At 68.0% G+C, this 24,885-nt stretch carries 21 protein-coding genes; 13 read left to right on the top strand and 8 right to left on the bottom strand.

Annotated features, from left to right (window positions below; genetic code table 11):
* Positions 1–56: 56 nt before the first annotated feature.
* From rplI to rpsF, 4 genes are all read right to left on the bottom strand, one after another.
* Complete coding sequence (rplI, locus tag ACZ7LS_RS24165) at positions 57–503, bottom strand: 50S ribosomal protein L9 (protein WP_030354350.1); 447 nt, start codon at positions 501–503, stop codon at positions 57–59.
* 18 nt (positions 504–521) lie between these two features.
* Positions 522–758 carry a 30S ribosomal protein S18 gene (gene rpsR, locus ACZ7LS_RS24170; RefSeq protein ID WP_003967857.1) on the bottom strand — a complete coding sequence of 79 codons (237 nt, stop codon included), beginning with the start codon at positions 756–758 and terminating at the stop codon, positions 522–524.
* A gap of 43 nt (positions 759–801) precedes the next feature.
* Entirely contained in the window at positions 802–1,395 is a 594-nt protein-coding gene (locus tag ACZ7LS_RS24175) for a single-stranded DNA-binding protein (RefSeq protein WP_249951482.1), read from the bottom strand.
* Positions 1,396–1,469: 74 nt separating this feature from the next.
* A complete protein-coding gene (gene rpsF, locus ACZ7LS_RS24180) occupies positions 1,470–1,760 on the bottom strand; it encodes a 30S ribosomal protein S6 (protein ID WP_006604399.1) in 291 nt (96 codons plus the stop codon).
* A gap of 272 nt (positions 1,761–2,032) precedes the next feature.
* Between rpsF and ACZ7LS_RS24185 the strand changes: the two genes are divergently transcribed.
* The 3 genes from ACZ7LS_RS24185 (at position 2,033) to ACZ7LS_RS24195 (ending at position 4,722) form a co-directional block, all read left to right on the top strand.
* Complete coding sequence (locus ACZ7LS_RS24185; protein ID WP_129767306.1) at positions 2,033–2,347, top strand: hypothetical protein; 315 nt, start codon at positions 2,033–2,035, stop codon at positions 2,345–2,347.
* 111 nt (positions 2,348–2,458) lie between these two features.
* Complete coding sequence (locus tag ACZ7LS_RS24190; protein ID WP_382874208.1) at positions 2,459–3,577, top strand: lipid II:glycine glycyltransferase FemX; 1,119 nt, start codon at positions 2,459–2,461, stop codon at positions 3,575–3,577.
* A 113-nt stretch (positions 3,578–3,690) separates the two neighbouring features.
* Entirely contained in the window at positions 3,691–4,722 is a 1,032-nt protein-coding gene (locus ACZ7LS_RS24195) for an alanine racemase (RefSeq protein ID WP_382522305.1), read from the top strand.
* Positions 4,723–4,824: 102 nt separating this feature from the next.
* On the opposite strand, the gene ACZ7LS_RS24200 is transcribed toward ACZ7LS_RS24195, so the two are convergent.
* Positions 4,825–6,315 carry a glycosyltransferase family 87 protein gene (locus tag ACZ7LS_RS24200; protein WP_385130960.1) on the bottom strand — a complete coding sequence of 497 codons (1,491 nt, stop codon included), beginning with the start codon at positions 6,313–6,315 and terminating at the stop codon, positions 4,825–4,827.
* A 137-nt stretch (positions 6,316–6,452) separates the two neighbouring features.
* On the bottom strand, positions 6,453–9,059 hold the full coding sequence (locus ACZ7LS_RS24205; protein ID WP_385130963.1) for a transglycosylase domain-containing protein: 2,607 nt from the start codon (positions 9,057–9,059) through the stop codon (positions 6,453–6,455).
* Positions 9,060–9,437: 378 nt separating this feature from the next.
* Here ACZ7LS_RS24205 and ACZ7LS_RS24210 point away from each other — a divergent pair, with 378 nt between their 5' ends.
* The 3 genes from ACZ7LS_RS24210 to ACZ7LS_RS24220 all read left to right on the top strand — a co-directional run bounded on the left by ACZ7LS_RS24210 (position 9,438) and on the right by ACZ7LS_RS24220 (position 12,666).
* Positions 9,438–10,154 (top strand): PadR family transcriptional regulator, encoded by a 717-nt coding sequence (locus ACZ7LS_RS24210; protein ID WP_382522293.1) that lies wholly within the window; start codon positions 9,438–9,440, stop codon positions 10,152–10,154.
* Between the two features lie 60 nt (positions 10,155–10,214).
* Positions 10,215–11,297, top strand: a complete 1,083-nt coding sequence (locus ACZ7LS_RS24215; protein ID WP_382522291.1) for an inositol-3-phosphate synthase — start codon at positions 10,215–10,217, stop codon at positions 11,295–11,297.
* A gap of 97 nt (positions 11,298–11,394) precedes the next feature.
* Complete coding sequence (locus ACZ7LS_RS24220; protein WP_382525330.1) at positions 11,395–12,666, top strand: MFS transporter; 1,272 nt, start codon at positions 11,395–11,397, stop codon at positions 12,664–12,666.
* A gap of 62 nt (positions 12,667–12,728) precedes the next feature.
* Here ACZ7LS_RS24220 and ACZ7LS_RS24225 read toward each other — a convergent pair whose 3' ends face one another.
* Positions 12,729–14,195, bottom strand: a complete 1,467-nt coding sequence (locus ACZ7LS_RS24225; RefSeq protein ID WP_382674864.1) for a CCA tRNA nucleotidyltransferase — start codon at positions 14,193–14,195, stop codon at positions 12,729–12,731.
* 211 nt (positions 14,196–14,406) lie between these two features.
* Here ACZ7LS_RS24225 and ACZ7LS_RS24230 point away from each other — a divergent pair, with 211 nt between their 5' ends.
* The 7 genes from ACZ7LS_RS24230 to trxA all read left to right on the top strand — a co-directional run bounded on the left by ACZ7LS_RS24230 (position 14,407) and on the right by trxA (position 23,967).
* A complete protein-coding gene (locus ACZ7LS_RS24230) occupies positions 14,407–16,773 on the top strand; it encodes a DUF6049 family protein (RefSeq protein ID WP_385136157.1) in 2,367 nt (788 codons plus the stop codon).
* 45 nt (positions 16,774–16,818) lie between these two features.
* The gene (gene murJ, locus ACZ7LS_RS24235) at positions 16,819–18,960 is read left to right on the top strand and encodes a murein biosynthesis integral membrane protein MurJ (protein ID WP_382674858.1); all 2,142 of its coding nucleotides are present in this window, start codon (positions 16,819–16,821) and stop codon (positions 18,958–18,960) included.
* Positions 18,961–19,080: 120 nt separating this feature from the next.
* Entirely contained in the window at positions 19,081–20,790 is a 1,710-nt protein-coding gene (locus ACZ7LS_RS24240) for a protein kinase family protein (protein ID WP_385136154.1), read from the top strand.
* A gap of 25 nt (positions 20,791–20,815) precedes the next feature.
* Positions 20,816–21,520 (top strand): RNA polymerase sigma factor SigM, encoded by a 705-nt coding sequence (sigM, locus tag ACZ7LS_RS24245; protein ID WP_385136151.1) that lies wholly within the window; start codon positions 20,816–20,818, stop codon positions 21,518–21,520.
* Positions 21,517–22,500, top strand: coding sequence for an anti-sigma factor family protein (locus ACZ7LS_RS24250; RefSeq protein ID WP_385136148.1), 984 nt, complete (start codon positions 21,517–21,519; stop codon positions 22,498–22,500). The genes sigM and ACZ7LS_RS24250 overlap by 4 nt, the downstream gene beginning before the upstream one ends.
* Before the next feature lie 119 nt (positions 22,501–22,619).
* Positions 22,620–23,591 carry a thioredoxin-disulfide reductase gene (gene trxB / locus ACZ7LS_RS24255; protein WP_382525317.1) on the top strand — a complete coding sequence of 324 codons (972 nt, stop codon included), beginning with the start codon at positions 22,620–22,622 and terminating at the stop codon, positions 23,589–23,591.
* 43 nt (positions 23,592–23,634) lie between these two features.
* Positions 23,635–23,967: a thioredoxin gene (trxA, locus tag ACZ7LS_RS24260; RefSeq protein WP_382525315.1), complete on the top strand. Its 333-nt coding sequence runs from the start codon at positions 23,635–23,637 to the stop codon at positions 23,965–23,967.
* A 96-nt stretch (positions 23,968–24,063) separates the two neighbouring features.
* Here the strand turns inward: trxA and ACZ7LS_RS24265 are convergent, their stop codons facing one another.
* The gene (locus ACZ7LS_RS24265; RefSeq protein WP_129767292.1) at positions 24,064–24,681 is read right to left on the bottom strand and encodes a GNAT family N-acetyltransferase; all 618 of its coding nucleotides are present in this window, start codon (positions 24,679–24,681) and stop codon (positions 24,064–24,066) included.
* Between the last annotated feature and the right edge of the window lie 204 nt (positions 24,682–24,885).

The following is a 24,885-nucleotide window of genomic DNA, read 5'->3' on the forward strand; positions in this document are numbered from 1 at the left end:
CCGCACCCCCAGGGGATGCGGCCCTCTCCTGTACTGCGTACTGCTGAGCGCGGTGCTCAGGCGGCGATGACCTCGACGCCGAGCTTCGCAGCGACCTCGGGGTGCAGCCGGACGGACACCTGGTGCGAGCCCAGGGTCTTGATCGGCGAACCGAGCTCGATACGACGCTTGTCGACCTCCGGGCCACCGGCGGACTTGATCGCCGAGGCGAGGTCGGCCGGGGTGACGGAGCCGAAGAGGCGGCCGGCGTCGCCGGAGCGAACAGCCAGACGCACCTTCACGCCTTCGAGCCGGGCCTTGATCTCGTTGGCCTGCTCGATGGTGGCGATCTCGTGGATCTTGCGGGCGCGGCGGATCTGCGCCACGTCCTTCTCGCCGCCCTTGGTCCAGCGGATCGCGAAACCGCGCGGGACCAGGTAGTTGCGAGCGTATCCGTCCTTGACGTCGACGACGTCGCCGGCGGCACCGAGGCCTGAGACCTCGTGGGTGAGGATGATCTTCATGATTCGGTCACCCTCCCCTTATCGCGCGGTGGACGTGTAGGGCAGCAGCGCCATCTCACGGCTGTTCTTGACTGCCGTGGCGACGTCACGCTGGTGCTGCGTGCAGTTGCCGGTGACGCGGCGGGCACGGATCTTGCCGCGGTCGGAAATGAACTTCCGCAGCATGTTCGTGTCCTTGTAGTCCACGTACTGGGTCTTGTCCTTGCAGAATGCGCAGACCTTCTTCTTAGGCTTGCGCACAGGCGGCTTCGCCATGGTGTTTCTCCTGTGTGATCAAGAAGTGGGGTGCGAGCCCGCCCTAGAAGGGCGGCTCATCCGAGTAGCCGCCGCCAGAGCTTCCGCCCCAGCCGCCTCCATTGCCCCCGCCGCTCTGCGGCTGCTGCTGACCGCCGCCGGCCGGCGCGCTGGTGGCCCACGGGTCGTCGGCGGGTGCTCCGCCGCCGCCCTGCTGGCCACCACCACCGGGGCCGCCGCCCCAGTTTCCGCCGCCCTGCTGGCCGCCGCCGTAGCCGCCCTGGCCACCACGGCCGGTGGTCTTGGTGACCTTGGCTGTGGCGTTCTTGAGACTGGGGCCGACTTCCTCGACGTCCAGCTCGTAGACCGTGCGCTTGACGCCCTCGCGGTCCTCGTAGGACCGCTGCTTCAGCCGGCCCTGCACGACAACGCGCATGCCTCGCTGGAGCGACTCGGCGACGTTCTCCGCCGCCTGACGCCAGACCGAGCAGGTCAGGAAGAGGCTTTCGCCGTCCTTCCACTCATTGGTCTGACGGTCGAAGGTGCGGGGAGTGGACGCGACGCGGAACTTCGCGACCGCCGCACCGGACGGGGTGAAGCGCAGCTCGGGGTCGTCGACGAGATTGCCGACGACCGTGATGACGGTCTCGCCTGCCATGGGTGAACCTCTCGGCGGGGATTGCTTCTGGCTGCTTGCTGCTGCTCGGACCCGATGACCTCTGAGCTAGGAGCTCAGTGGGTCTCGGGACGGAGGACCTTGGTCCGGAGGACCGACTCGTTCAGGTTCATCTGTCGGTCGAGCTCCTTGACGACTGCGGGCTCGGCCTGCAGGTCGATGACCGAGTAGATGCCCTCGGGCTTCTTCTTGATCTCGTAAGAGAGACGACGACGGCCCCAGGTGTCGACCTTCTCGACCTTTCCGTTGCCCTCGCGGACGACGGAGAGGAAGTTCTCGATCAGCGGGGAGACAGCGCGCTCCTCAAGATCGGGGTCGAGGATGACCATCACCTCGTAGTGACGCATGTGGAACCCACCTCCTTTGGACTCAGCGGCCACGGTCGTTCCGTGGCAGGAGGGTCGTGATGCGTAAGCAACGGTATCCGCCGCCACTGACAATCCTGCTCGCCGGGCGAGGGGATCGTTTTCTGGCGTGGGCAGACACCGGCGCAGACCGTACAGACTACTCACAGACCGGCTTCCGGTTGAAATCCGGCCGCCCTCGGACGCAATCTGTACACATCGGGTGTGCGCGGCGCTACGATGCGCCGCCTTCCGGCAAGGCCAGGAGGTGCCAGATGGCACAGGCAATGCGACCGAACTCCGCCACTTCTCTCTTCTCCACGGACGGCAAGCGCCATCCGCTCCAGGACACCCTGGTCGCGGTGACGCTGACGCTGGGCGTGCTCGCCTTCGTCTCGGCTTTCTTCCACGATCTGCATCTGCTCAGTTCATGGGCAGGGCTGGTGGGGATCCTGACGGGCGCGTACGGGCAGTTCATCTCCGTGACGACGCGTGAACGGTTCCTGACCATCATCGGACTCGGCGCCTCGGCGGTCGGGTTCTTCCTCGGAATGGCGCACGGCGGATTGTTCGGTGGAGTCCTCGGATAGCCGGACGCTCCGCCCACAGCCAGACGGGGCGCTCCATCGGCGCAGTAGGCTTCGGCGCGAGAGCCGGAGCCCCTGTATCGATGGGGACACACCTGCCGAGGAGCGCCCCGCATGAGCCTGACCCTGAGGACCATCAGTCGAGAGCAGCATCTGGCGTATATCCAGAGTCTGCCGGCGGCGAGTCACTGCCAGGTCCCGGCATGGGCTGACGTCAAGACGGAGTGGCGTTCGGAGAACCTGGGCTGGTTCGACAAGAACGACCAGTTGGTCGGCGCGGGTCTGGTGCTCTACCGTCAGCTGCCTAAGATCAAGCGGTATCTGGCGTATCTGCCCGAGGGGCCGGTGCTGAACTGGTACGCCCCGAATCTGGACGAGTGGCTGCAGCCGATGCTGGCGCATCTGAAGCATCAGGGCGCCTTCTCGGTGAAGATGGGTCCGCCCGTGGTGATCCGCCGGTGGAACGCGGGTGCGATCAAGTCGGGCATCCAGGATCCGGATGTGAAACGTCTGCGGGATGTCGAGGCGACACATATCGAGCCGCGCGCGTTCGAGGTGTCCGACCGGCTGCGCAAGATGGGCTGGCAGCAGGGGGAGGACGGCGGCGCGGGCTTCGGCGATGTGCAGCCGCGTTATGTCTTCCAGGTGCCGTTGGCGAACCGGTCCCTGGATGATGTCCTCAAGGGCTTCAACCAGTTGTGGCGCCGCAATATCAAGAAGGCCGAGAAGGCCGGCGTCGATGTGGTGCAGGGCGGTTACGAGGATCTCGGTGAGTGGCAGCGGCTGTACGAGATCACGGCTGAGCGGGATCATTTCCGGCCGCGCCCGCTGTCGTACTTCCAGCGCATGTGGACGGTGCTGAACACCGAGGATCCGAACCGTATGCGGCTGTATTTCGCCCGTCACGAGGGTGAGAACGTCGCGGCGGCGACGATGCTGATCGTCGGTGGTCATGTCTGGTACTCGTACGGCGCGTCGGCCAATCACAAGCGTGAGGTCCGGCCGTCGAACGCGATGCAGTGGCGGATGCTGCGTGACGCGTACGCGATGGGGGCGACGGTCTACGACCTGCGCGGGATCTCCGACTCGCTCGACGAGACGGATCACCTCTTCGGTCTGATCCAGTTCAAGGTGGGTACCGGCGGCGAGGCCGTCGAGTACATCGGTGAGTGGGACTTCCCGCTCAACAAGCTGCTGCACAAGGCGCTTGACATCTATATGTCGCGCCGCTGACGGCGGCCGCTCGTTTCTTTCTCCTCCCTTCTTTTCGTCTCCTCCCTCGTCCTTCCCCCTCGTTCATTCATCTCTTCGATTCACCGCAGCCGAGAGAAAGGTTCCGGACCGGCATGGCGCTCTCCCTCTACGTCGACACCGCGCGCTGGCGGGCGCACCAGAAGTCGGTCATCGAGCAGTTCCCGGGGGTTGTCCCGGTCTGCAAGGGCAATGGCTACGGCTTCGGGCATGAGCGTCTCGCGGACGAGACCACGCGCTTCGGCTCCGACATGCTGGCTGTCGGAACCATCTACGAGGCGGCCAGGATCAAGGACTGGTTCAGTGGTGATCTGCTGGTTCTCACGCCGTTCCGGCGGGGTGAGGAGCCGGTGCCGCTGCCCGACCGGGTGGTGCGTTCGGTCTCGTCCGTCGACGGTGTGTTCGCGCTGGTGGGCGCTCGTGTGGTCATCGAGTGCATGAGCTCCATGAAGCGGCATGGCGTGAAGGAGGAGGAGCTCGGCCAGTTGCACGCGGCCATAGAGGACGTGCGGCTGGAGGGCTTCGCCCTGCACCTTCCGCTGGACCGTACGGACGGTTCCGACGCGGTGGAGGAGGTCATCGCGTGGATGGACCGGCTGCGTGCGGCGCGGCTTCCGTTGCACTCGATGTTCGTGAGTCATCTGCGCGCCGCGGAGCTGGCCAGGTTGCAGCAGCAGTTCCCGCAGACCCGTTTCCGGGCTCGTATCGGTACGCGGCTGTGGCTGGGGGATCATGACGCGACCGAGTACCGGGGCTCTGTTCTGGATGTCACTCGCGTCTCCAAGGGAGACCGGTTCGGCTATCGCCAGCAGAAGGTCGCTTCCGATGGCTGGCTGGTGGTTGTCGCCGGAGGGACGTCCCATGGGGTGGGTCTGGAGGCTCCGAAGGCGCTGCACGGCGTGATGCCGCGTGCGAAGGGTGTCGCGCGGGCGGGTCTGGCCACGGTGAACCGCAATCTGTCGCCGTTCGTCTGGGACGGGAAGCAGCGCTGGTTCGCCGAGCCGCCGCATATGCAGGTGTCGATCCTGTTCGTGCCGTCGGACGCGCAGGAGCCCAAGGTCGGGGATGAGCTGGTGGCGCATCTGCGGCACACGACGACGCAGTTCGACCGTCTCGTCGACCGCTGAGCGAGACGTCACAGGAAAGGCCGCGGAGCGTCCCTTGGGGCGCTCCGCGGCCTTTTCCCGACAATGAACCCCGGGGGGTGGCGTCGCGGGCTCGCAGGCCGCTCAGGCGGCTCCTGGAGGCCGTACTCCCCATTCGACCCGGGGCGCCTCCACCGACTGCGCGGCGTGCTGTGTCGGCCGGGCCGCCCCGCCGAGTACGAATCTGTCCTCCGCGCGGTCCAGTACTCCGCCCGACGGGTCGTCGGAGCCGTCGGTGCGCACGCCGTCCTTCTCGGGCATCAGGATGTCCCGTACGACGAGCCCGCACAGGTACAGCGTCCCCAGCAGATGCAGGGCGATGGCGAGCTGGTAGCCCTCGGTGGGCAGTCCCTTGTGGGCGTCGCCGCTCGTCGTATAGGCGAGGTACATCCAGATGCCGAGGAAGTACATGACCTCGCAGGCCTGCCAGATGAGGAAGTCGCGCCAGCGCGGCCGGGCGAGGGCCGCCAGCGGGACGAGCCACAGGACGTACTGCGGTGAGTAGACCTTGTTGGTGAGGATGAAGGCGGCGACGACGAGGAAGGCGAGCTGGGCGAAGCGCGGCCGGCGCGGGGCTGTGAGGGCGAGCGTCGCGATGCCCGCGCACGCCAGGAGCATCAGCAGCATCGCGTAGTTGTTGACGGTGCCGACGTCCAGGGACTTGCCCGTGCGCTGGGTGATGATCAGCCAGAAGGAGCCGAAGTCGACCTGGCGCTCCTGACTGAAGGTGTAGAACTTCTTCCATCCTTCGGGGGCGAGCAGCATGACCGGCAGATTCACCGCCAGCCACGCGGCGGCCGCGCCGAGGACCGCCGTTCCGTACTCGCGGAATCTCCCGGCCCGCCAGCACAGCAGGAGGAGTGGCCCCAGGAGGAGCACGGGGTAGAGCTTGGCGGCGGTGGCGAGCCCGATGAGAATGCCGAAGGCCAGGGCGCGGCCCCGTGACCACATCAGCATCGCGGCGGCGGTGAGCGCCACGGCCAGCAGGTCCCAGTTGATGGTGGCGGTGAGCGCGAAGGCGGGCGCGAGGGCGACCAGCAGGGCGTCCCAGGGGCGGCGGCGGTGGGTGCGGGCGACGCAGACCGCGATGACCGCGGCGCAGATCATCAGCATTCCCGCGTTGACCATCCAGTACATCTGCTCGCGGTACTGCAGGGAGCCGCCCGGTGTGAGCCAGGAGGCGACCTCCATGAAGAGGCCTGTCAGTACGGGGTACTCCAGGTACTCCATGTCGCCGTTGAGCCGGTCGAAGTACGGCACCAGGTTGTCGGAGAAGCCTCGCCCCAGGAAGAGGTGCGGGATGTCCGAGTAGCAGGCGTGGGTGTACTGCGAGCTGGCGCCGCGGAACCAGGCCCAGTCGTAACAGGGCATCTTCTGCGCCATGCCCAGCGCAAACATGCCGAGCGCCACGAGTGCGACGACGCGTACGGGGGTGAGCCTGCTGCTGCCGGACCAGGCCCAGCGCCCGACCGGACCGCCGATCAGCTCGCTGCCGGCCGCGGCGATCTCGTCACGGCGCGTGGGCGGCACGTCCGGCCGGTCCTGCTCCACGGTTGTCTCTTCTGCGCTGGGCATGGCCCCATCCTGCCGTACGCCGTCCGGAACACGGCGAGGGCCGCCGCGCCGTACACGTACGCGAGTCGGTACGTGCTGGTGCGGCGGCCCTCGTGGCGGGTTCTCTGGGGGCGGTCGGCCTCCCGGGTCCGCGGCGGTCAGCCTCCGGGGCCTCCGAAGATGCCTCCGTTGTTGTCGTCGCTCTCGCCGGGGGAGGGGGGCGGCGAGTTGGTTTCTCCGCCTGACCCGCCATTGCCGCCTGGTCCGCCGTTGCCGCCGGGCCCGCCGTCGGTGCAGCCGAACGGAAGGTCGCAGGACTCCGAGGAGGACGGCGTGTCGGACGGCGTCTCGGACGGGGTCTCGCTCGGCGTCTCGGACGGGGTCTCGCTCGGCGTCTCGGACGGGGTCTCGCTCGGCGTCGGGGACGGGGACGTGCCTCCGCCGTACCAGGACTCACCGATGGGCTCGGGCTCGGGGAACTTCACAGGGGGCTGCCCCTTGAGCGCCTCCACCATGTAGTCGTGCCAGATCTCCGAGGGGAACGAGGCACCGTGGATCTTTGCCTGGTCACCCGTGCCGAACATCTTCAGGAACTCGCGGTTCTTGTTCGTCGCGTCGTCGTCCATCCGGTACATGTCGATGGCGGTCGACAGCTGCGGGGTGTAGCCCACGAACCAGGCCGACTTGTTCCCGTCGGTGGTGCCGGTCTTGCCGGCCACCTCGCGTCCCGGGAGCTGGGCGTTCGTACCGGTGCCCTTCTCCACGACGGTCTTCAGCACGTCCGTGACGTTGTCCGCGACGGGCTGGTCGAACACCCGCTTCTCCTTGTCCTCGTGCTTGTAGACGGTCTCGCCGCTCTTGAGCACCTTGGTGACGGAGAAGGGGTCGCGCTGCTTGCCGCTGGCGGCGAACGTGCCGTAGGCGCCGGCCATGCGGATGGCGCTGGGGTCGGAGATGCCGATCGAGAAGGACGGCACGTTCGACTGGGAGAGAGAGCTGTTCAGCAGCCCGGCGTCAATGGCGGCGTCACGCACCTGCGGGATGCCCACATCCATGCCCAGCTGGACGAACGGCGAGTTGGCCGACTCCTGCATGGCGTAGCGCAGGTCGATGGGTCCGTAGGACTTGTCGCCATCGTTGACCTGCAGCCACTCCTTGTCTTCCTCGTTCGTCCAGATCGAACCGTCATAGTTCTTGATCTTGAGCTTGTTGTCGCCGTTGTAGATGGTCTTGTCGGGCGAGATGGGTGTACGAGTGCCGTCGGCCGGATCGCGTACGCCGTCCCGCATCGCCGCGGCCAGGACGAACGGCTTGAAGGTCGATCCGACCTGTGCGCCGGTCTGGTCGGCGTTGTTGGTGAAGTGCTTGGTGGCGTCCTGGCCGCCGTAGATGGCGACGATCTTGCCGGTCTCGGGCTCGACGGAGGCGCCACCGAACTGGACGTGTGTGTCGGTCTTTGGGCGCTTCTTGGGGTCGATGTTGGCGTCGTAGACCTTCTTGACGGCCTTGTTCAGCTGCTCGACCTTCTTCTTGTTGAAGGTCGTGTGGATCTCGAAGCCGCCCCTGGAGAGATCGTCCGCCGTGTAGCCCTCGGTGTTGTTGTTGACGAAGTACGCCTTGGCGAGGTCGACCAGATAACCGATCTGTCCGCCCTGCTGGGTGTTCTTCTTGACTCCGTCCGGCGTCGGGAACTTGGTGTACTTGGCCCGCTCGGACTGCTCGAGGTGGCCGTCCTTCACCATCTCGTCGAGGATCCAGGACCAGCGCTTGGTAGCCCGCTCCGTGTTCGCCTCGGAGGTCGCCCTCGGGTCGATGGAGGTCTGGCCGGCCGGGTCGTAGTACGTCGCGCCCTTGAGGAGCGTGGCCAGGAGCGCGCACTCGCTGGCGTTCAGGTCTACGGCGTCCTTGCCGTAGTAGGTGCGGGCGGCGGCCTGGATACCGAAGGCGCCTCGCCCGTAGTAGGAGGTGTTGAGATAACCCTCCATGATCTCGGGCTTCTTCATCTTCGTGCCGACCTTCATGGAGATGAAGAGCTCTTTGAACTTGCGGCTCAGGGTCTGGCTCTGGTCGCCCAGCCGGGCGTTCTTGACGTACTGCTGGGTGATGGTGGAGCCACCCTGGGTGTTGCCGCCCTTGGCCATGTTGACCAGCGCCCGGCCGATCCCCATCGGGTCGACGCCCGAGTCGTCGTAGAACGACTTGTTCTCGGCGGAGACGACCGCCTTCTGCATCGCGTCCGGGATCTGGCTGATCCCGACGATCTGCCGGTTGACCTCGCCACCGGTGGCGATCATCTGGCTGCCGTCGTCCCAGTAGTAGACGTTGTTCTCCGCCTTGGACGCCTCTTGGACATTGGGGACACCGACCACGGCGTACGCGATGGTCCCGGCGGCCAGGATGGAGCCGACGAAGGCGATGCCGAGTCCGGTGGTCTGCTTCCAGGACGGCACCCAGCGCCGCCAGCCGTACTTGCCCTGGCGCGGGTAGTCGATCAGCCGCTTCTTGTACGGCTCACCGCGGCCGGATCCGCCACGTCGGGCGCCTCCGTCGTCCCCCCCACGTCTGCGGCCACCGCGCTGGGCGGCTCGTCTGGCCGCGGCGCGGCCGCCGTAGGGCTGCTCCTCCTCGTACGAGTCGGAGGGTGAGGCCGAAACGGCTTCTCGTGACGGGGCCGCGCGGCGGCCGGACGCCTGCTGGGCTGCACGCCTGGCCGCGGCACGACCGCCCCCCTGCGACTGCGGCGGTTTGCGACGGTGCTCGCTCATCGAACGACTACTCCTCGGGCAGGCGCGGGCGCCTGGAAGCGGCAGTTGAGTTCCGGTCCCCCGAAATGAATACGGACCGGCCCGGCATGGGGCTCATCCGATATGCATCCGGTAAGCCGACAGTCTTGACGCTTACCGACGTCAATCGGTTCCCGGTGGTCTGCATGCCGCACAGACTACGCACGGTCAAAACCCCCCGAGAGCTGAAGTTCACCCTAAATCAGGCAAGTTGCTTCCTGAGAATTGGTGATGTGACGCCGTTCACCATGACCCCTCTTGTCGCGACCTCCACTCCGTTCTATCGTCGGGATGTATCGAGTCGATACATCAGTACGGCATAAAAGTCCGGACAGCGCCGGACAGCGAAGGAGGCGACGGGTGAGCAGACGCTCGGGCATCCTTGAGTTCGCTGTCCTCGGTCTGCTCCGCGAGTCCCCCATGCACGGCTATGAGCTGCGGAAACGGCTCAATACATCGCTGGGGATCTTCCGCGCCTTCAGTTACGGAACGCTCTATCCCTGCCTCAAGACGCTGGTCGGCAACGGCTGGTTGATCGAGGAGCCGGGGAGCGCTCCGGAGGACGCGCTCGCCGCTTCGCTGGCGGGGCGCCGCGCCAAGATCGTCTATCGGCTGACGGCTGAAGGTAAGGAGCACTTCGAGGAGCTGCTGTCCCACACCGGTCCCGACGCCTGGGAGGACGAGCACTTCGCTGCTCGGTTCGCCTTCTTCGGGCAGACGGAGCGCGAAGTGCGGATGCGGGTGCTGGAGGGCCGCCGCAGCAGGCTGGAGGAGCGTCTGGAGAAGATGCGCGCCTCCCTGGCCCGTACCCGCGAGCGCCTCGACGACTACACGCTGGAGCTGCAGCGGCACGGCATGGAGTCCGTGGAGCGCGAGGTGCGCTGGCTGAACGAGCTCATCGAAAGCGAGCGGGCGGGACGGGATCAGAGACGGTCCGGTCCCGGGAGTCCCGCCGAGCAGGAAGGCACATCGGGAGAAGCGGACGGCCTGCCCCGGCACCGGGATGTCGCGTCTTCCGGGGGCACGCCCCCGGGACATCCCGGCCCGCCGGATCCGTCCGCGGACACCACCAAGTGAGGTCCTGCATCTCCGCAGGGTTTCATCACGAACACTGACATCACACAGGGAGCAACCGGAATGGGTTCGGTACGCGTAGCCATCGTCGGCGTGGGCAACTGCGCCGCCTCACTGGTGCAGGGCGTCGAGTACTACAAGGACGCCGACCCGGCGGGCAAGGTACCGGGGCTGATGCATGTCCAGTTCGGCGAGTACCACGTGCGGGACATCGAGTTCGTGGCCGCCTTCGACGTTGACGCGAAGAAGGTCGGCCTCGACCTCGCGGACGCCATCGGCGCCAGCGAGAACAACACCATCAAGATCTGCGACGTGCCGTCCTCGGGCGTCACCGTCCAGCGCGGCCACACCCTCGACGGTCTGGGCAAGTACTACCGCCAGACGATCGAGGAGTCACCCGAGGCGCCGGCGGACATCGTCCAGATCCTCAAGGACAAGCAGGTCGACGTCCTGGTCTGCTACCTGCCCGTGGGTTCCGACGACGCCGCGAAGTACTACGCGCAGTGCGCCATCGACGCCAAGGTCGCCTTCGTCAACGCCCTCCCGGTCTTCATCGCCGGCACGAAGGAGTGGGCGGACAAGTTCACCGAGGCCGGTGTCCCGATCGTCGGTGACGACATCAAGTCGCAGGTCGGCGCGACGATCACGCACCGCGTCATGGCGAAGCTCTTCGAGGACCGGGGCGTTGTCCTGGACCGCACGATGCAGCTGAACGTCGGCGGGAACATGGACTTCAAGAACATGCTGGAGCGTGAGCGCCTGGAGTCCAAGAAGATCTCGAAGACGCAGGCCGTCACCTCCCAGATCCCCGACCGTGATCTGGGTGCCGACAACGTCCACATCGGCCCGTCGGACTATGTCGCCTGGCTCGACGACCGCAAGTGGGCGTACGTCCGCCTTGAGGGCCGCGCCTTCGGTGACGTCCCGCTGAACCTGGAGTACAAGCTGGAGGTCTGGGACTCCCCGAACTCCGCGGGTGTCATCATCGACGCCGTCCGCGCCGCGAAGATCGCCAAGGACCGCGGCATCGGCGGCCCGATCCTCTCCGCGTCCTCGTACTTCATGAAGTCGCCGCCGGTCCAGTACTTCGACGACCAGGCCCGCGAGAACGTCGAGAAGTTCATCGCCGGCGAGGTCGAGCGCTAGAGCGCGGCCTCCCCGCCACCACGAGAAGGGTCGCCGGACCAGCGGTCCGGCGACCCTTCTCGTATGTGCCGGAGCCCGGTGTGTGACGCTGGCTCACATGCCTGTCGTGCGTGATCTGCGTGTGCTCCTGCGCCTCGGAAACTTCCGCCGACTGCTGGCGGTCCGGCTGCTCTCCCAGGCGGCCGACGGCGTCTTCCAGGTGGCGCTCGCCACCTATGTCGTCTTCTCCCCGGAGAAACAGACCTCGCCCGGCGCGATCGCCTCCGCGATGGCCGTCCTCCTGCTGCCGTATTCACTGGTCGGCCCGTTCGCCGGGGTGCTGCTGGACCGCTGGCAGCGCCGCCAGGTCTTTCTGTACGGGAATCTGCTGCGGGCTCTCCTCGCGGGCTGTACGGCGGTACTGATCGTCGCGTCCGTGCCCGACTGGCTCTTCTACCTCGCGGCGCTGTCCGTGACCGCCGTCAATCGGTTCGTTCTCGCCGGGCTCTCGGCCGCGCTGCCGCATGTGGTCGACGATGAGCGGCTCGTCCTCGCGAACTCTCTCTCCCCGACCGCCGGAACGCTCGCCGCGACCATGGGCGGCGGACTCGCCTTCGTCGTACGACTGACGATCGCCGACTCCGACGCCGCCGTGGTACTGCTGGGCGCCATGCTCTATCTCTGCGGGGCGCTCACCTCACTCCTGCTGGCGCGCGAGCTGCTGGGGCCCGGCGAGCCGTCACGGGACCGGCCGCGGCTGAGGACCGCCCTGTCCTCCAGTGCGCGCGGACTGGCGGACGGAGTGCGGCATCTCGCGGAGCGGCGGGCCGCGGCCGGCGCGCTGGCCGCCATGACGGTGATGCGCTTCTGCTACGGGGCGCTGACGGTGATGGTGCTGATGCTCTGCAGATACGCCTGGACGGAGCGGGAGGCCGACGGGCTCGCGCTGCTCGGACTGGCCGTCGCCATCTCCGGAGCGGGGTTCTTCGCCGCCGCGGTCCTCACGCCCTGGGCGGTGGGACGACTGGGCGCCTTCGGGTGGATGGCACTGTGCGCGGGAGCGGCGGCCGTACTGGAGCCGGCCTTGGGGCTGACCTTCGCACCCACGCCCGTCCTGGCCGCCGCCTTCGTCCTCGGCCTGATCACCCAGGGGGCGAAGATCGCCACGGACACAGTGGTGCAGACAGCGGTGGACGACGACTTCCGCGGCCGGGTCTTCTCCCTCTACGACGTCCTCTTCAATGTCGCCTTCGTCGGCGCGGCGGGGGTGGCCGCGCTGATGCTGCCGCAGGATGGCCGCTCCGTACCGCTTGTGGCAACGGTGGCCGTGCTCTATCTCGTCGTGGCCGCGACCCTGACGTACAGAGCACGGGGGCGATGTTTCACGTGAAACATCGCCCCCGGAGCATCACGCGCGGGTCATGTTTCACGTGAAACATGACCCGCGCCGGTTCAGTTCTGCGTGGCCCACCACTCCTTGAGGGCGGCGACGGCCGTGTCGTGCTCCATGGGGCCGTTCTCCAGCCGCAGCTCCAGGAGGAACGTGTACGCGGCGCCGATCACCGGTCCGGGGCCGACACCCAGGGTCTCCATGATCTGGTTGCCGTCCAGATCGGGCCTGATGGCGTCCAGCTCCTCCTTCTCCTGAAGCTGGACGATGCGCTCCTCCAGGCCGTCATAGGCGCGGGAGAGAGTGTTCGCCTTGCGCTTGTTACGCGTGGTGCAGTCCGACCGGGTCAGTTTGTGGAGCCGGTCGAGCAGGGGCCCGGCATCGCGTACGTAGCGTCGCACCGCCGAGTCGGTCCACTCGCCCGTTCCGTAGCCGTGGAAGCGCAGGTGCAGCTCCACCAGCCGGGAGACATCCCTCACCATCTCGTTGGAGTACTTGAGCGCGGTCATCCGCTTCTTGGTCAGCTTCGCGCCCACCACCTCGTGGTGGTGGAAGGAGACCCTGCCGTCCTTCTCGAAGCGGCGCGTCCGCGGCTTGCCGATATCGTGCAGCAGCGCGGCCAGCCGCAGCACCAGGTCCGGCCCGTTCTCCTCAAGGTCGATGGCCTGCTCCAGGACGGTCAGCGAGTGCTCATAGACGTCCTTGTGCCGGTGGTGCTCGTCGCTCTCCAGGCGCAGCGCCGGCAGCTCGGGCAGCACGCGGTCGGCGAGCCCGGTGTCGACGAGCAGCGCCAGACCCTTGCGCGGGTGACCGGAGAGGATCAGCTTGTTCAGCTCGTCCCGTACACGTTCGGCCGAGACGATCTCGATACGGCCGGACATGTCCTTCATGGCCTCGACCACTTCCGGGGCCACCTCGAAGTCCAGCTGCGCGGCGAACCGTGCGGCCCGCAGCATCCGCAGAGGATCGTCGGAGAAGGACTCCTGGGGGGTGCCGGGGGTCCGCAGCACCTGGGCGGAGAGATCTTCCAGCCCGCCGTGGGGATCGATGAACTCCTTCTGCGGCAGCGCGACGGCCATCGCGTTCACCGTGAAGTCCCGGCGCACGAGGTCTTGCTCGATGGAGTCGCCGTACGACACCTCGGGTTTGCGTGATGTCCGGTCGTAGGCCTCCGAGCGGTAGGTCGTGACCTCGATCTGGAAGCGCTGATCCACGTCTCCGACACGGGCATCCTTCTGGACACCGACCGTGCCGAAGGCGATCCCCACTTCCCACACCGAATCCGCCCAAGGCCTGACGATCTTCAGAACGTCCTCGGGCCGGGCATCGGTCGTGAAGTCCAGGTCGTTGCCGAGCCGGCCGAGAAGGGCGTCCCTGACCGAGCCGCCGACGAGGGCGAGGGTGAATCCGGCATCCTGGAACCGGCGGGCGAGGTCGTCGGCGACGGGGGACACCCGCAGCAGTTCGCTGACCGCGCGGCGCTGCACCTGACTGAGGGCACGGGGATTGTCTTCATTGGCTTTCGGCACAACAGAAAAGGGTACGTGCCGCGGCCCCCGCGGGCGCTCCCGTTTCGGCCCGCCCAGCCTCGATGCGGAGGTTTCCGGTGGCTCATGAGATTCTTCCGATCATGTGGAGCAGTCCCCAGCACTTCGCCACAGCGCACATCGTTACCATGCGTGGACGCGACAATTGACAACCACCAACGGCAACCGACGATGACGAGGGACGGGCGAGCGCGTGGCGGAGGCGGCAGACTTCCAGGGGATGGGTCATTCTCCTGCCCGCCGGTGGTTGCGGCGCACAGCCTCCGTGCTCGCCGGGGCGCCGCTCCTGGCAGGTCTGCTGGCCGGGACGGCAGCGCCCGCGGCCCAAGCCGCTCCGACGGCCACCGGCTCCCGTGCGGTCCATGTGTCGATCGACACACTGGCCCCCAGCGCGCCGGTGAAGGGCGACACGCTCACCGTCTCGGGGACGGTGACCAACGAGGGCAAGAACGCCATCAGCGACGCCCAGGTCGATCTGCGCGTCGGCCCGCGGATGTACGGCAGGACGGCCATCGATGACGCCGCCGAGCGCACCGGGACCTCGGGCGATGTGGCTCCGATCGGCGGCAAGTACAAAGTCACCATTCCGAAGCTCGACGTCGGCATCTCCCAGGATTTCTCGCTCTCGGTACCGGTCAGCAAGCTCGGGCTCGGCCAGGACGGCGTCTATCAGCTCGGTGTCTCATTGACCGGCAAGACCTCGTCCGCGCCGTACGACCAGGTGCTGGGCATCCAGCGCACGTTCCTGCCCTGGCAGCCGGACGCGACGGAGGAGAAGACACAGCTCAGCGTCCTCTGGCCGCTGATCTCGTCGACGCGCCTGTCCGCGGAGACCGGCTCGGACGATCAGCAGACCCCCGTCTTCGAGAACGACGACCTGGCCGCGGAGCTGGCCCCCGGCGAGCGGCTTGAGCAGATGGTCTCCCTCGGCAGTCAGCTTCCCGTCACCTGGGTGATCGACCCCGATCTGCTCGCCACGGCCGACGCCATGACCAAGAACTACCAGGTCAGAAGCGGGGACACGACGGTCCCCGGCAAGAACCAGGCCGTGGCCACCAAGTGGCTCGACTCCTTGGAGAAGGCGGTGAAGGGCGGCAAGGTGGTCGCACTGCCGTTCGCCGATCCGGACCTGGCGTCGCTGGCTCACCGCGGCAAGGACGTCTCCGGAGCGCTCAGTCATCTGCAGCCCGCCACGGATGTGGCCGGGAAGACCGTGGAGACCATCCTCCATGTGAAGCCGTCCGTCGACTTCGCCTGGCCCGTGGACGGTGCGATCGATCCCTCGATCGTCGATGTCGCGACCTCGGCGGGTGCCCACGAGATCATCACCCGCAGCGACAGCCTCCAGGACAACCTGCCGTACACCCCCACCGCGGCACGGCCGATCGGCGGAGGCACGACAGCCGTCGTCGCCGACACCCGGCTCTCCACGGCCTTCCAGGGGGATATGTCGACGGCCGGCGCGTCCACCCTCGCCGTCCAGAGGTTCCTCGCCCAGTCGCTGGCCGTGACGCTGCAGAACCCGGAGAACGAGCGCAGTATCGTCGTCGCTCCCCAGCGGATGCCGAGCGCCGCCCAGGCACAGTCGATGGCGCGCGCGCTACGGGGCCTGGACTCCGAGCGCTGGACCGAGCCGTCCGATCTGATCGCGGCGGCAGCGGCCACCCCCGACGCGGACGCCACCACCAAGGTGCCCGGCTCCTCGCGTTACCCGAAGAAGCTGCGGGACCAGGAGCTGTCGACCGAGGTCTTCCTGGACATCAAGGAGACGCAGGAGCGACTCGACAACTTCAAGGCCATCCTCAGCGCTCCGGACCGGGTGGCCGCGCCCTTCGGCAACGCGATCGGCCGGGCGATGTCGACCTCGTGGCGCGGGGAGCCGGAAGAGGCCGAGCAGTACCGCAACACAGTGGACGACTATCTGGTGGGCCTCACCACCGAGGTGCAGCTCATCCCGAAGTCCGTGCTGACCCTGTCGGGACGCAGTGCGACGATCCCCGTGACCGTCCAGAACCAGCTGTTGCAGGGCGTCCAGAATCTGGTGCTGCGCCTGCAATCCGACAACCCGACGCGGCTCAAACTGGACGGTGACCGAGCGGTCGCGGAGCGGCCGATCAAGATCGACGGCGGGCACAGCCAGTCGGTCAAGTTCACCGGGGCCGGCAACGCCAACGGGCCGGTGCAGGTGACCGCCCAGCTCTACACGGTGGACGGCACGCCGTACGGCAGCCCGATGACGTTCCAGGTCAAGGTCTCCGAGATCACCCCCACCGTGATGCTCGTCATCGCCGGCGGTGTGCTGCTTCTCGTCCTCGCAGGGGTCAAGATGTACAGCCAGCGCAAGCGCGCGGTGGCCCGTAAGGCGGCCGCCGAGGACACGGACAGCGGCGACGACAGCGCGGACGGCACCGACGCGGACGGGACGGCGCGGGACACGCGGAGCACGGACGGCGCGCGGGCCCCTGAGGACACAGATCCCGGGCAGCCGAGTGACCCGACACCGGACACCGGTCCGGAAAGCGCGGACGCGTCGGGCGCGGGTGAGAAAGTGGACCGTTGAGCGATGTCGTGGCCGGTCGGCCGGGGACGATGAGGTGGGGTAACCATGAACGCGCCGTACGACGGTGACCGTGGGCAGGGCGCGGGTGGCGACCCGGCGGGCCGGATTCCGCCCACTCCGCCGTCTGCCCAGGATCCCTATGTCCAGGATGCCTACAGCCGGGACCCCTACTGGTCACAGGACCTCTCCGCACAGGATCCGGTGACGGAGGCGCTGTACGACCGCGCCTCACATCCGCCGCCGCCTCCCGGCACCTATCCGGAGGCCCACCAGCTCTACCAGCAGCCGCCCACCCCGCAGAACGCGCCCGATCCCCGGGTCTGGGCCCAGACCCCGCCGCCCGAGCCCTCCGGCCCGACGCGCCATCTCCCGTACGGGGACGACCCGAGGACCACCCAGTTCACCGGTCTCGACGACCTGGTCTCCCGGGCCGGTGACGAGGACTCCCATCCGGACGCGTTCGCTCACCTCTACCGCGACCAGCAGGGCACGGGCCAGGTACTGACCGCGCCGGAGCCCGAGGCAGCGCCCGCGCCGCCGCCCCCCAAGAAGTCGGGAGGCAAGGCCGCCGGTCTGCTCAAGTCCAGCGCCCTGATGGCCGCGGGCACGCTGGTCTCCCGGCTCACCGGCTTCGTACGCAGCCTGGTGATCACCGCCGCACTGGGCGCGGCCCTGCTCGGTGACTCCTTCACCGTCGCGTACACACTGCCGACGATGATCTACATCCTCACCGTCGGAGGCGGCCTCAACTCCGTGTTCGTCCCGCAGCTCGTGCGGGCGATGAAGAACGACGACGACGGTGGCGTGGCCTATGCCAACCGGCTGCTGACCCTCGTCATGGTGGCACTCGGCGCGATCGTGGCCCTCGCCGTGTTCGGGGCGCCATGGCTGGTGCGTCTGATGTCCGACCCGATCGCCAGTGACGCGTCCGCGAACAACGTCGCCGTCACCTTCGCCCGCTACTGCCTGCCCACGATCTTCTTCATGGGTGTGCATGTGGTGATGGGCCAGATCCTCAACGCGCGCGGGAAGTTCGGCGCGATGATGTGGACTCCGGTCCTCAACAACATCGTCATGATCACCACGTTCGGTCTGTTCATCTGGGTGTACGGCACCGCAGCCGACTCGGGTATGACCGTGAAGACGATCCCGGCGGACGGTGTGCGGCTGCTGGGCATCGGTACGCTGCTCGGTCTGGTCGTCCAGGCGCTCGCGATGATCCCCTACCTCCGGGAGACCGGTTTCCGGTTCCGCCCGCGCTTCGACTGGAAGGGCCACGGCCTCGGCAAGACGGTCAAGCTGGCCAAGTGGACGGTTCTGTTCGTCCTCGCCAACCAGGCCGGGGTCCTGGTCGTCACCCAGCTCGCCACCGCCGCCGGCGTCGCCTCCGGCAAGGACGGCACGGGCATCCTCGCCTACAGCAACGCCCAGCTGATCTGGGGCATGCCGCAGGCCATCATCACCGTCTCCGTGATGGCCGCCCTGCTGCCCAGGATCTCCCGCGCCGCCCACGACGGCGACCCCGGGGCCGTACGCGACGACATCTCCCAGGGACTGCGCAACTCGGCGGTCGCCATCGTGCCGATCGCCTTCGGGTTCCTCGCGCTGGGTGTCCCGCTGTCGATCCTGATGTTCTCGTCCAGCGGCCTGGAATCGGCGCGCTCCATGGGCTTCATCCTGATGGCGTTCGCCCTCGGACTCATCCCGTACTCCGTGCAGTACGTCGTCCTGCGCGGCTTCTATGCCTACGAGGACACCCGGACGCCCTTCTACAACACGGTCATCGTCGCCGCGGTCAACGCCGCCGCCTCCGGCGTCTCGTATGTGGTTCTGCCCTCACGCTGGGCCGTGGTCGGCATGGCCGCCTCCTACGGGCTCGCCTACGCGGTCGGGGTCGGTGTCGCCTGGCGCAGGCTGCGGAACCGGCTGGGCGGCGATCTGGACGGTGGCCGCGTCCTGCGTACGTACGCCCGGCTCTGCCTGGCGGCCGTCCCCGGGGCCCTCGCGGCCGGTGCGATCGCCTACGCCGTCCTGAACGCTCTGGGCAGCAGCGCCCTCAGCTCGCTGGCGGCACTGCTCGGCGGCGGTCTCGCCCTGCTGGCCCTCTTCTTCGTCGCGGCGAAGAAGATGCGGATCGAAGAGATGAACGCCATGGTCGGCATGGTGCGCGGACGCCTCGGACGGTAAACGCGGCGGCGTCCAGCACAACCATCACCGGCTGCCGCGTGTCGTGCATAGCGTCCAACTGTGGGCACAATTGGCTTGGCTGTTGGATAGTGCGCAACGGATGGGGAGGCAGGAGCGACGGTGGCGGAACGTAGCACGGCTGCCGTCGACGTGGCCGACAACAGCGGTGATGAGCCGCTGGCCGCCAAGGCGGGCAAGGCCACGACCGACGGGTTGGCGGAAGCCCGGGACGAGGCGGAGAAGTCCGCCTCGGACACGGGCAGCGAACGGCAGAACACCGAGCCGGGCATCTCTGCGCCCGAGCTGCACAGCGGCCATAAACTCGCCAGACGCTACCGTCTGGAGGAGTGCGTCACCCGTCTGGACGGTTTCAGCAGCTGGCGGGCGGTCGACGAGAAGCTCCGCCGCGCCGTCGGCGTGCATCTCCTCCCGGCCGACCATCCGCGGGCCCGTTCCGTACTGGCGGCGGCCCGGTCCTCCGCCCTGCTCGGCGACCCCCGCTTCGTGCAGGTCCTGGACGCCGTCGAGGAGAACGACCTCGTCTATGTCGTTCACGAGTGGCTGCCCGACGCCATCGAGCTGACCGCGCTCCTCGCCGCGGGGCCGCTGGAGGCCCACGAGGCGTACCAGCTCGTCAGCCAGGTCTCCCAGGCCATGGCGGCGGCCCACCGTGAGGGCCTCGCCCATCTGCGGCTGACTCCCGGGGCGGTGCTGCGTACGTCCACCGGGCAGTACCGCATCCGCGGCCTCGCCGTGAACGCCGCTCTGCGCGGGATCAGCGCGGACCGGCCGCAGCGCACCGACACGGAGGCGATCGGCGCGCTCCTCTACGCGGCGCTGACCCAGCGCTGGCCCTACGAAGCCGACGCGTACGGACTCTCGGGCCTTCCCAAGGGCGTCGGGCTCATCGCCCCCGACCAGGTCCGTGCCGGGATCCACCGCGGTCTCTCCGAGCTCGCCATGCGCGCCCTGGTCAATGACGGCGCCACCGCCTCCCGGCAGGAACCGCCGTGCACGACCCCCGACGAGCTGGCCGCGGCCGTCGCGGAGATGCCTCGCATCAGGCCGCCCGAGCCCACGTTCACGGCTCCGCCGGAGTACCAGCGCACCACCTACCAGCAGGGCACCTACGGACGCTCACAGCCGGGCCTCGGCACCCCGCCCCTGCCGCCGGTGACACCCCCGCCGCCCCCGCTCCAGAGCCGTACCGGCAAGGCGCTCAAGTGGACCGTCGCCGCGCTCCTCATCGCCGCGCTGGGGCTCGGCAGCTGGCAGGTCGCCGACCGCCTCCTCGACCAGGGCAGCGAGAACGACCCCACGCCCACCCAGCCGGCCACCGGCGACGACAAGGCGGCCAATCCCCCCAAGCCGCTGCGGATCGCCGATGCGGCGGAGTTCATGCCCAGCGGGTCCGGGATAAAGCCGGCCCTTGTGCCGAACGCCATCGACGGCAAGCCCGGAACAGCGTGGATCACGCTCCAGTATCAGAACTACCCGAACTTCGGGAATCTGCCGGACCGCAAGCAAGGCAGCGGAATCATCGTCGATCTGGGCAGTGTGCGGAACGTGTCCGGTATCGACATCGACATGTATCGCAGCGGCCAGAAGGCCGAGGTACTCGCGGCGGACGCGGACGCGTCGGACCCGTCGGCGCTCGCGGACTTCTCTCAGCGCCTCACGAAGCTGGAGACAGTGGGCGGAACTCTCAAGACCACTCTCGACAAGCCCGTGCGAACCCGGTACGTATTGATCCACATCACCGAACTGCCCACGGACAGGTCTGCCGACCGCTTCCGCGGGGGAATCTCCGAGATCACGTTCACCGGCTGAGGGATCAGGGGAGGGGGGCTCACTGTTGGACGATGCCGCACTCGGCGACTCAAGCGACCAGGACCTGCTGAGCGCTCATGTCGCGGGCCACCCTCATGCCTTCGGCGAGCTGGTACGCCGCCACCGGGACCGGCTCTGGGCGGTAGCCCTGCGGACGCTGGGCGACAGGGAGGAAGCCGCCGACGCGGTCCAGGACGCACTGGTCTCCGCTTTCCGGGCGGCCCACACCTTCCGCGGGCAGTCCGCCGTGACCACCTGGCTGCACCGCATCACCGTCAACGCCTGTCTCGACCGGGCTCGCAAGGCCGCCTCACGCAGGACCTCCCCCGTGGACGACACCGAGCGGCTGGAGCAGCTGCTTGAGCCCCACGAGTCGGCGGAGGCCCCCGCGGAGCGCCAGGATCTCCACCGTGAGCTGCTGGCGGCGCTGGCCAAACTCCCCGTCGACCAGCGGGCGGCCCTGGTACTCGTCGACATGCAGGGCTACCCAGTGGCAGAGGCCGCCGCGGTGCTGGGTGTGCCCACCGGAACGGTGAAGAGCCGCTGCGCACGCGGTCGGGCCAGACTGCTGCCCATGCTCACGCATCTACGCGGGGCCACCAGGGATAACAGCGGTCTCGTCCGGGGAAGGAACCGGACGCCGGGGGCATCCGTCCCACCGGCAGCGGAACCAACAGACTCAGGACCGAGTGATCCTGCTGGAGTGAAGGGCGGAGGTGGGCGCGCGTGACATCTACGACCGACACGGCTCAGCACCCGGATGTCTCGGAGATCTCCGACCTCGCGGAGGGACTGCTCTCGCCGTCCCGCAGCGCCGCTGTACGAAGCCATCTCGACGGCTGCGCTCTGTGCGCGGATGTCCATGACTCACTCGAAGAGATCCGGGGACTGCTGGGCACGCTGCCCGGACCACCTCGGATGCCGGCCGATGTCGCCGAACGTATCGATGCCGCTCTGGCGGCGGAAGCGCTCCTGAACGCCACTGCCCCTGATGAGACCGTGGATGTTTCACGTGAAACATCGCCGTCGCCCCGGACCTCCTCGCCCCCCACGCCCGCGACGCCGTCCGTTGCCACCCCGACCGGACCGCCGGCCCCCGCGGAGTCCCCCTCGGCGGACTCAGGACGAACGGACCGGCCCGCCAGCCGTCCGAGGGCGGCCACCGGTCCCGGCCGCGGTGGGCACCTGCGCCGGCGCCGCCGCAACGCCGTCCTGGGGGCCGTCTTCGGCACGGCGGCCGTGGGTGTCAGCGTCCTTCTGATCCAGTCGCTCGGGGTGTCGAACAGCACCAGCGGCTCCAAGGCCGATTCCGCGGTCAGCGCCCCGAGGAACGGCAAGGAGTTCTCGGAAGCCCACCTCCAGAGCCGCGTGGACGCGCTGCTTGACCCGGGCGCCCCGGTCAAGGAATCCAAGAGTCCGCAAGCCGAGGAGCCTCGCGATGCCGGGGGTGACCGGAGCACGGCGAATTCGCCACTGCTCCAGCCCGAGCCCGAGATCCCGCCCTGCATCCGACAGGGCACGGGCAGCACCGCGCCTGCCCTCGCCGCCGAGCCGGGTACGTACCGGGGCAGCAGCGCCTACCTCGTCGTGCTGCCGCACGCCACCGACAGCACTCAGGTGCAGGCTTATGTGATCGACGCGGCCTGCGTCGACAGCGATCCTTCGGGCAAGGGGCAAGTCCTCCTGGAGCACGCCTACCTCCGCCGCTGACGAACCCCCTTCGTGGAGCCGGGACGCCTCGGGAATGCAGGACCCGTAGGATCCGTTGGATGGGGTGAAAGTCGTTGATCCGGCCCCAGTAGGCAGTCTGCAGAGACGAGGAAGAACCCGTGAGCGACGTCCGTAATGTGATCATCATCGGCTCCGGGCCCGCCGGCTATACGGCCGCGCTGTACACCGCGCGTGCATCGCTGAAGCCGCTGGTCTTCGAGGGCGCCGTCACCGCCGGTGGTGCGCTGATGAACACCACCGATGTGGAGAACTTCCCGGGCTTCCGGGACGGCATCATGGGCCCGGACCTGATGGACAACATGCGGGCACAGGCGGAACGCTTCGGCGCCGAGCTCGTCCCGGACGATGTCGTCGCGGTCGACCTCAGCGGTGACATCAAGACGGTCACCGACACGGCCGGCACCGTGCACCGGGCCAAGGCCGTGATCGTCACGACCGGCTCCCAGCACCGCAAGCTCGGCCTGGCCAACGAGGACGCGCTCTCGGGCCGCGGTGTCTCCTGGTGCGCCACCTGCGACGGCTTCTTCTTCAAGGACCAGGACATCGCTGTGGTGGGTGGCGGCGACACCGCGATGGAGGAAGCCACCTTCCTGTCGCGCTTCGCCAAGTCCGTCACGATCGTCCACCGCCGGGACACGCTGCGTGCCTCCAAGGCGATGCAGGACCGCGCCTTCGCCGACCCCAAGATCAAGTTCGCCTGGAACAGTGAGGTCGCCGAGATCCACGGCGAGCAGAAGCTCTCCGGTCTGACCCTGCGCAACACCAAGACCGGCGAGACCTCCGCGCTCCCCGTGACCGGTCTGTTCATCGCGGTGGGCCACGACCCGCGGACCGAGCTGTTCAAGGGCCAGCTCGATCTGGACGCCGAGGGCTACCTGACCGTCGCCGCCCCGTCGACACGGACGAACCTGTCCGGTGTCTTCGGCGCCGGTGATGTCGTCGACCACACCTACCGCCAGGCGATCACCGCTGCGGGCACCGGTTGCTCCGCCGCTCTCGACGCCGAGCGTTTCCTCGCCGCGCTGAGCGACAGCGAGAACGCCGAGCCGGAGAAGACCGCCACCGTCTGACCAGCTGTACCGACCCACACCCCGCGAATCTAAGGAGGCCGCCGTGGCCGGCGACCTGAAGCATGTGACCGACGCGTCGTTCGACGACGACGTACTCAAGAGCGACAAGCCCGTACTGGTGGACTTCTGGGCCGCCTGGTGCGGACCGTGCCGCCAGATCGCCCCGTCGCTTGAGGCGATCGCGGCCGAGCACGGCGACAAGATCGAGATCGTCAAGCTCAACATCGACGAGAACCCGGCCACGGCAGCCAAGTACGGCGTCATGTCCATTCCTACGCTGAACGTCTACAAGAACGGCGAGGTCGCCAAGACCATCGTCGGGGCCAAGCCCAAGGCCGCGCTCGTCCGTGACCTTGAGGACTTCATCGGCCAGTGAGTCGGCGGCCCCGGGCCCTCGATGTTTCACGTGAAACGGGCCGACTCCCCCACGGGGGGAGTCGGCCCGTTCCTCTTTCCGTAGGCGCTGCCCGGCTCAGAGCGGCCGTAGCGCGGGTTCCTTCTTGACGGCTCCCAGCAGCCGGTCCAGCGCCAGCTCCACGTCTTCCTTCCAGGAGAGCGTGGTCCGCAGCTCCAGCCTCAGCCGTGGATACGTCGGATGCGGACGTACGGTCTTGAAACCCACCGCCAGCAGATGATCCGCGGGGAGCACACAGGCCGGTTCCTTCCAGCGGGCGTTACCGAAGGCTTCGATCGCCTTGAACTCCCGCCGCAGCAGATCCTTCACCACGGTCTGCACCATCACCCGGCCGAGCCCCTGCCCCTGGTACCCCGGCATCATCCACGCGGTCATCAGCTGGACGGCATCCGGGGAGACCGGGCTCGTCGGGAAAGCCATGGACCGCGGCACGTACGCCGGAGGCGCGTACAGCACAAAGCCGACCGGCACATCGTCGATATACACAACGCGGCCGCAGGATCCCCACTCCAGCAGAACGGCGGAGATCCAAGCCTCCTTCTCCGCCTCGGCCCTGCCTGCCCCTACCGCTGCTTCCCCGCTGACCGGATCAAGCTCCCAGAAGACACACGCTCGGCAGCGCTTGGGGAGGTCGGAAAGATTGTCCAGCGTGAGCGGTACGAGCCGACGCCCCATGGAGGCTGTTCCTCACTTCCTTCGCCTGCCGCGCCGCGGGCGGCCGTCAGCGCGCTCCGCTCCCGAAGCAGGCTGCCGACGAAACCGCCGAGCACTCCAAGACCCAGTCCAGCCGATACCAGCCGACTGCGGCTCACCGATCGCATGGCCCCCGTGCTCCTTCCGGGATGGGTCAAGGTGGATGCGCCATACCAGAACGCATCG

Source organism: Streptomyces sp. NPDC039430 (assembly GCF_055639435.1).

Bases quoted from the DNA above. Each gene is read 5' to 3' on its own strand.
- rplI (WP_030354350.1), bottom strand. From the start codon at position 503: ATGAAGATCATCCTCACCCACGAGGTCTCAGGCCTCGGTGCCGCCGGC.
- rpsR (WP_003967857.1), bottom strand. From the start codon at position 758: ATGGCGAAGCCGCCTGTGCGCAAGCCTAAGAAGAAGGTCTGCGCATTC.
- ACZ7LS_RS24175 (WP_249951482.1), bottom strand. From the start codon at position 1,395: ATGGCAGGCGAGACCGTCATCACGGTCGTCGGCAATCTCGTCGACGAC.
- rpsF (WP_006604399.1), bottom strand. From the start codon at position 1,760: ATGCGTCACTACGAGGTGATGGTCATCCTCGACCCCGATCTTGAGGAG.
- ACZ7LS_RS24185 (WP_129767306.1), top strand. From the start codon at position 2,033: ATGGCACAGGCAATGCGACCGAACTCCGCCACTTCTCTCTTCTCCACG.
- ACZ7LS_RS24190 (WP_382874208.1), top strand. From the start codon at position 2,459: ATGAGCCTGACCCTGAGGACCATCAGTCGAGAGCAGCATCTGGCGTAT.
- ACZ7LS_RS24195 (WP_382522305.1), top strand. From the start codon at position 3,691: ATGGCGCTCTCCCTCTACGTCGACACCGCGCGCTGGCGGGCGCACCAG.
- ACZ7LS_RS24200 (WP_385130960.1), bottom strand. From the start codon at position 6,315: ATGCCCAGCGCAGAAGAGACAACCGTGGAGCAGGACCGGCCGGACGTG.
- ACZ7LS_RS24205 (WP_385130963.1), bottom strand. From the start codon at position 9,059: ATGAGCGAGCACCGTCGCAAACCGCCGCAGTCGCAGGGGGGCGGTCGT.
- ACZ7LS_RS24215 (WP_382522291.1), top strand. From the start codon at position 10,215: ATGGGTTCGGTACGCGTAGCCATCGTCGGCGTGGGCAACTGCGCCGCC.
- ACZ7LS_RS24220 (WP_382525330.1), top strand. From the start codon at position 11,395: ATGCCTGTCGTGCGTGATCTGCGTGTGCTCCTGCGCCTCGGAAACTTC.
- murJ (WP_382674858.1), top strand. From the start codon at position 16,819: ATGAACGCGCCGTACGACGGTGACCGTGGGCAGGGCGCGGGTGGCGAC.
- ACZ7LS_RS24265 (WP_129767292.1), bottom strand. From the start codon at position 24,681: ATGGGGCGTCGGCTCGTACCGCTCACGCTGGACAATCTTTCCGACCTC.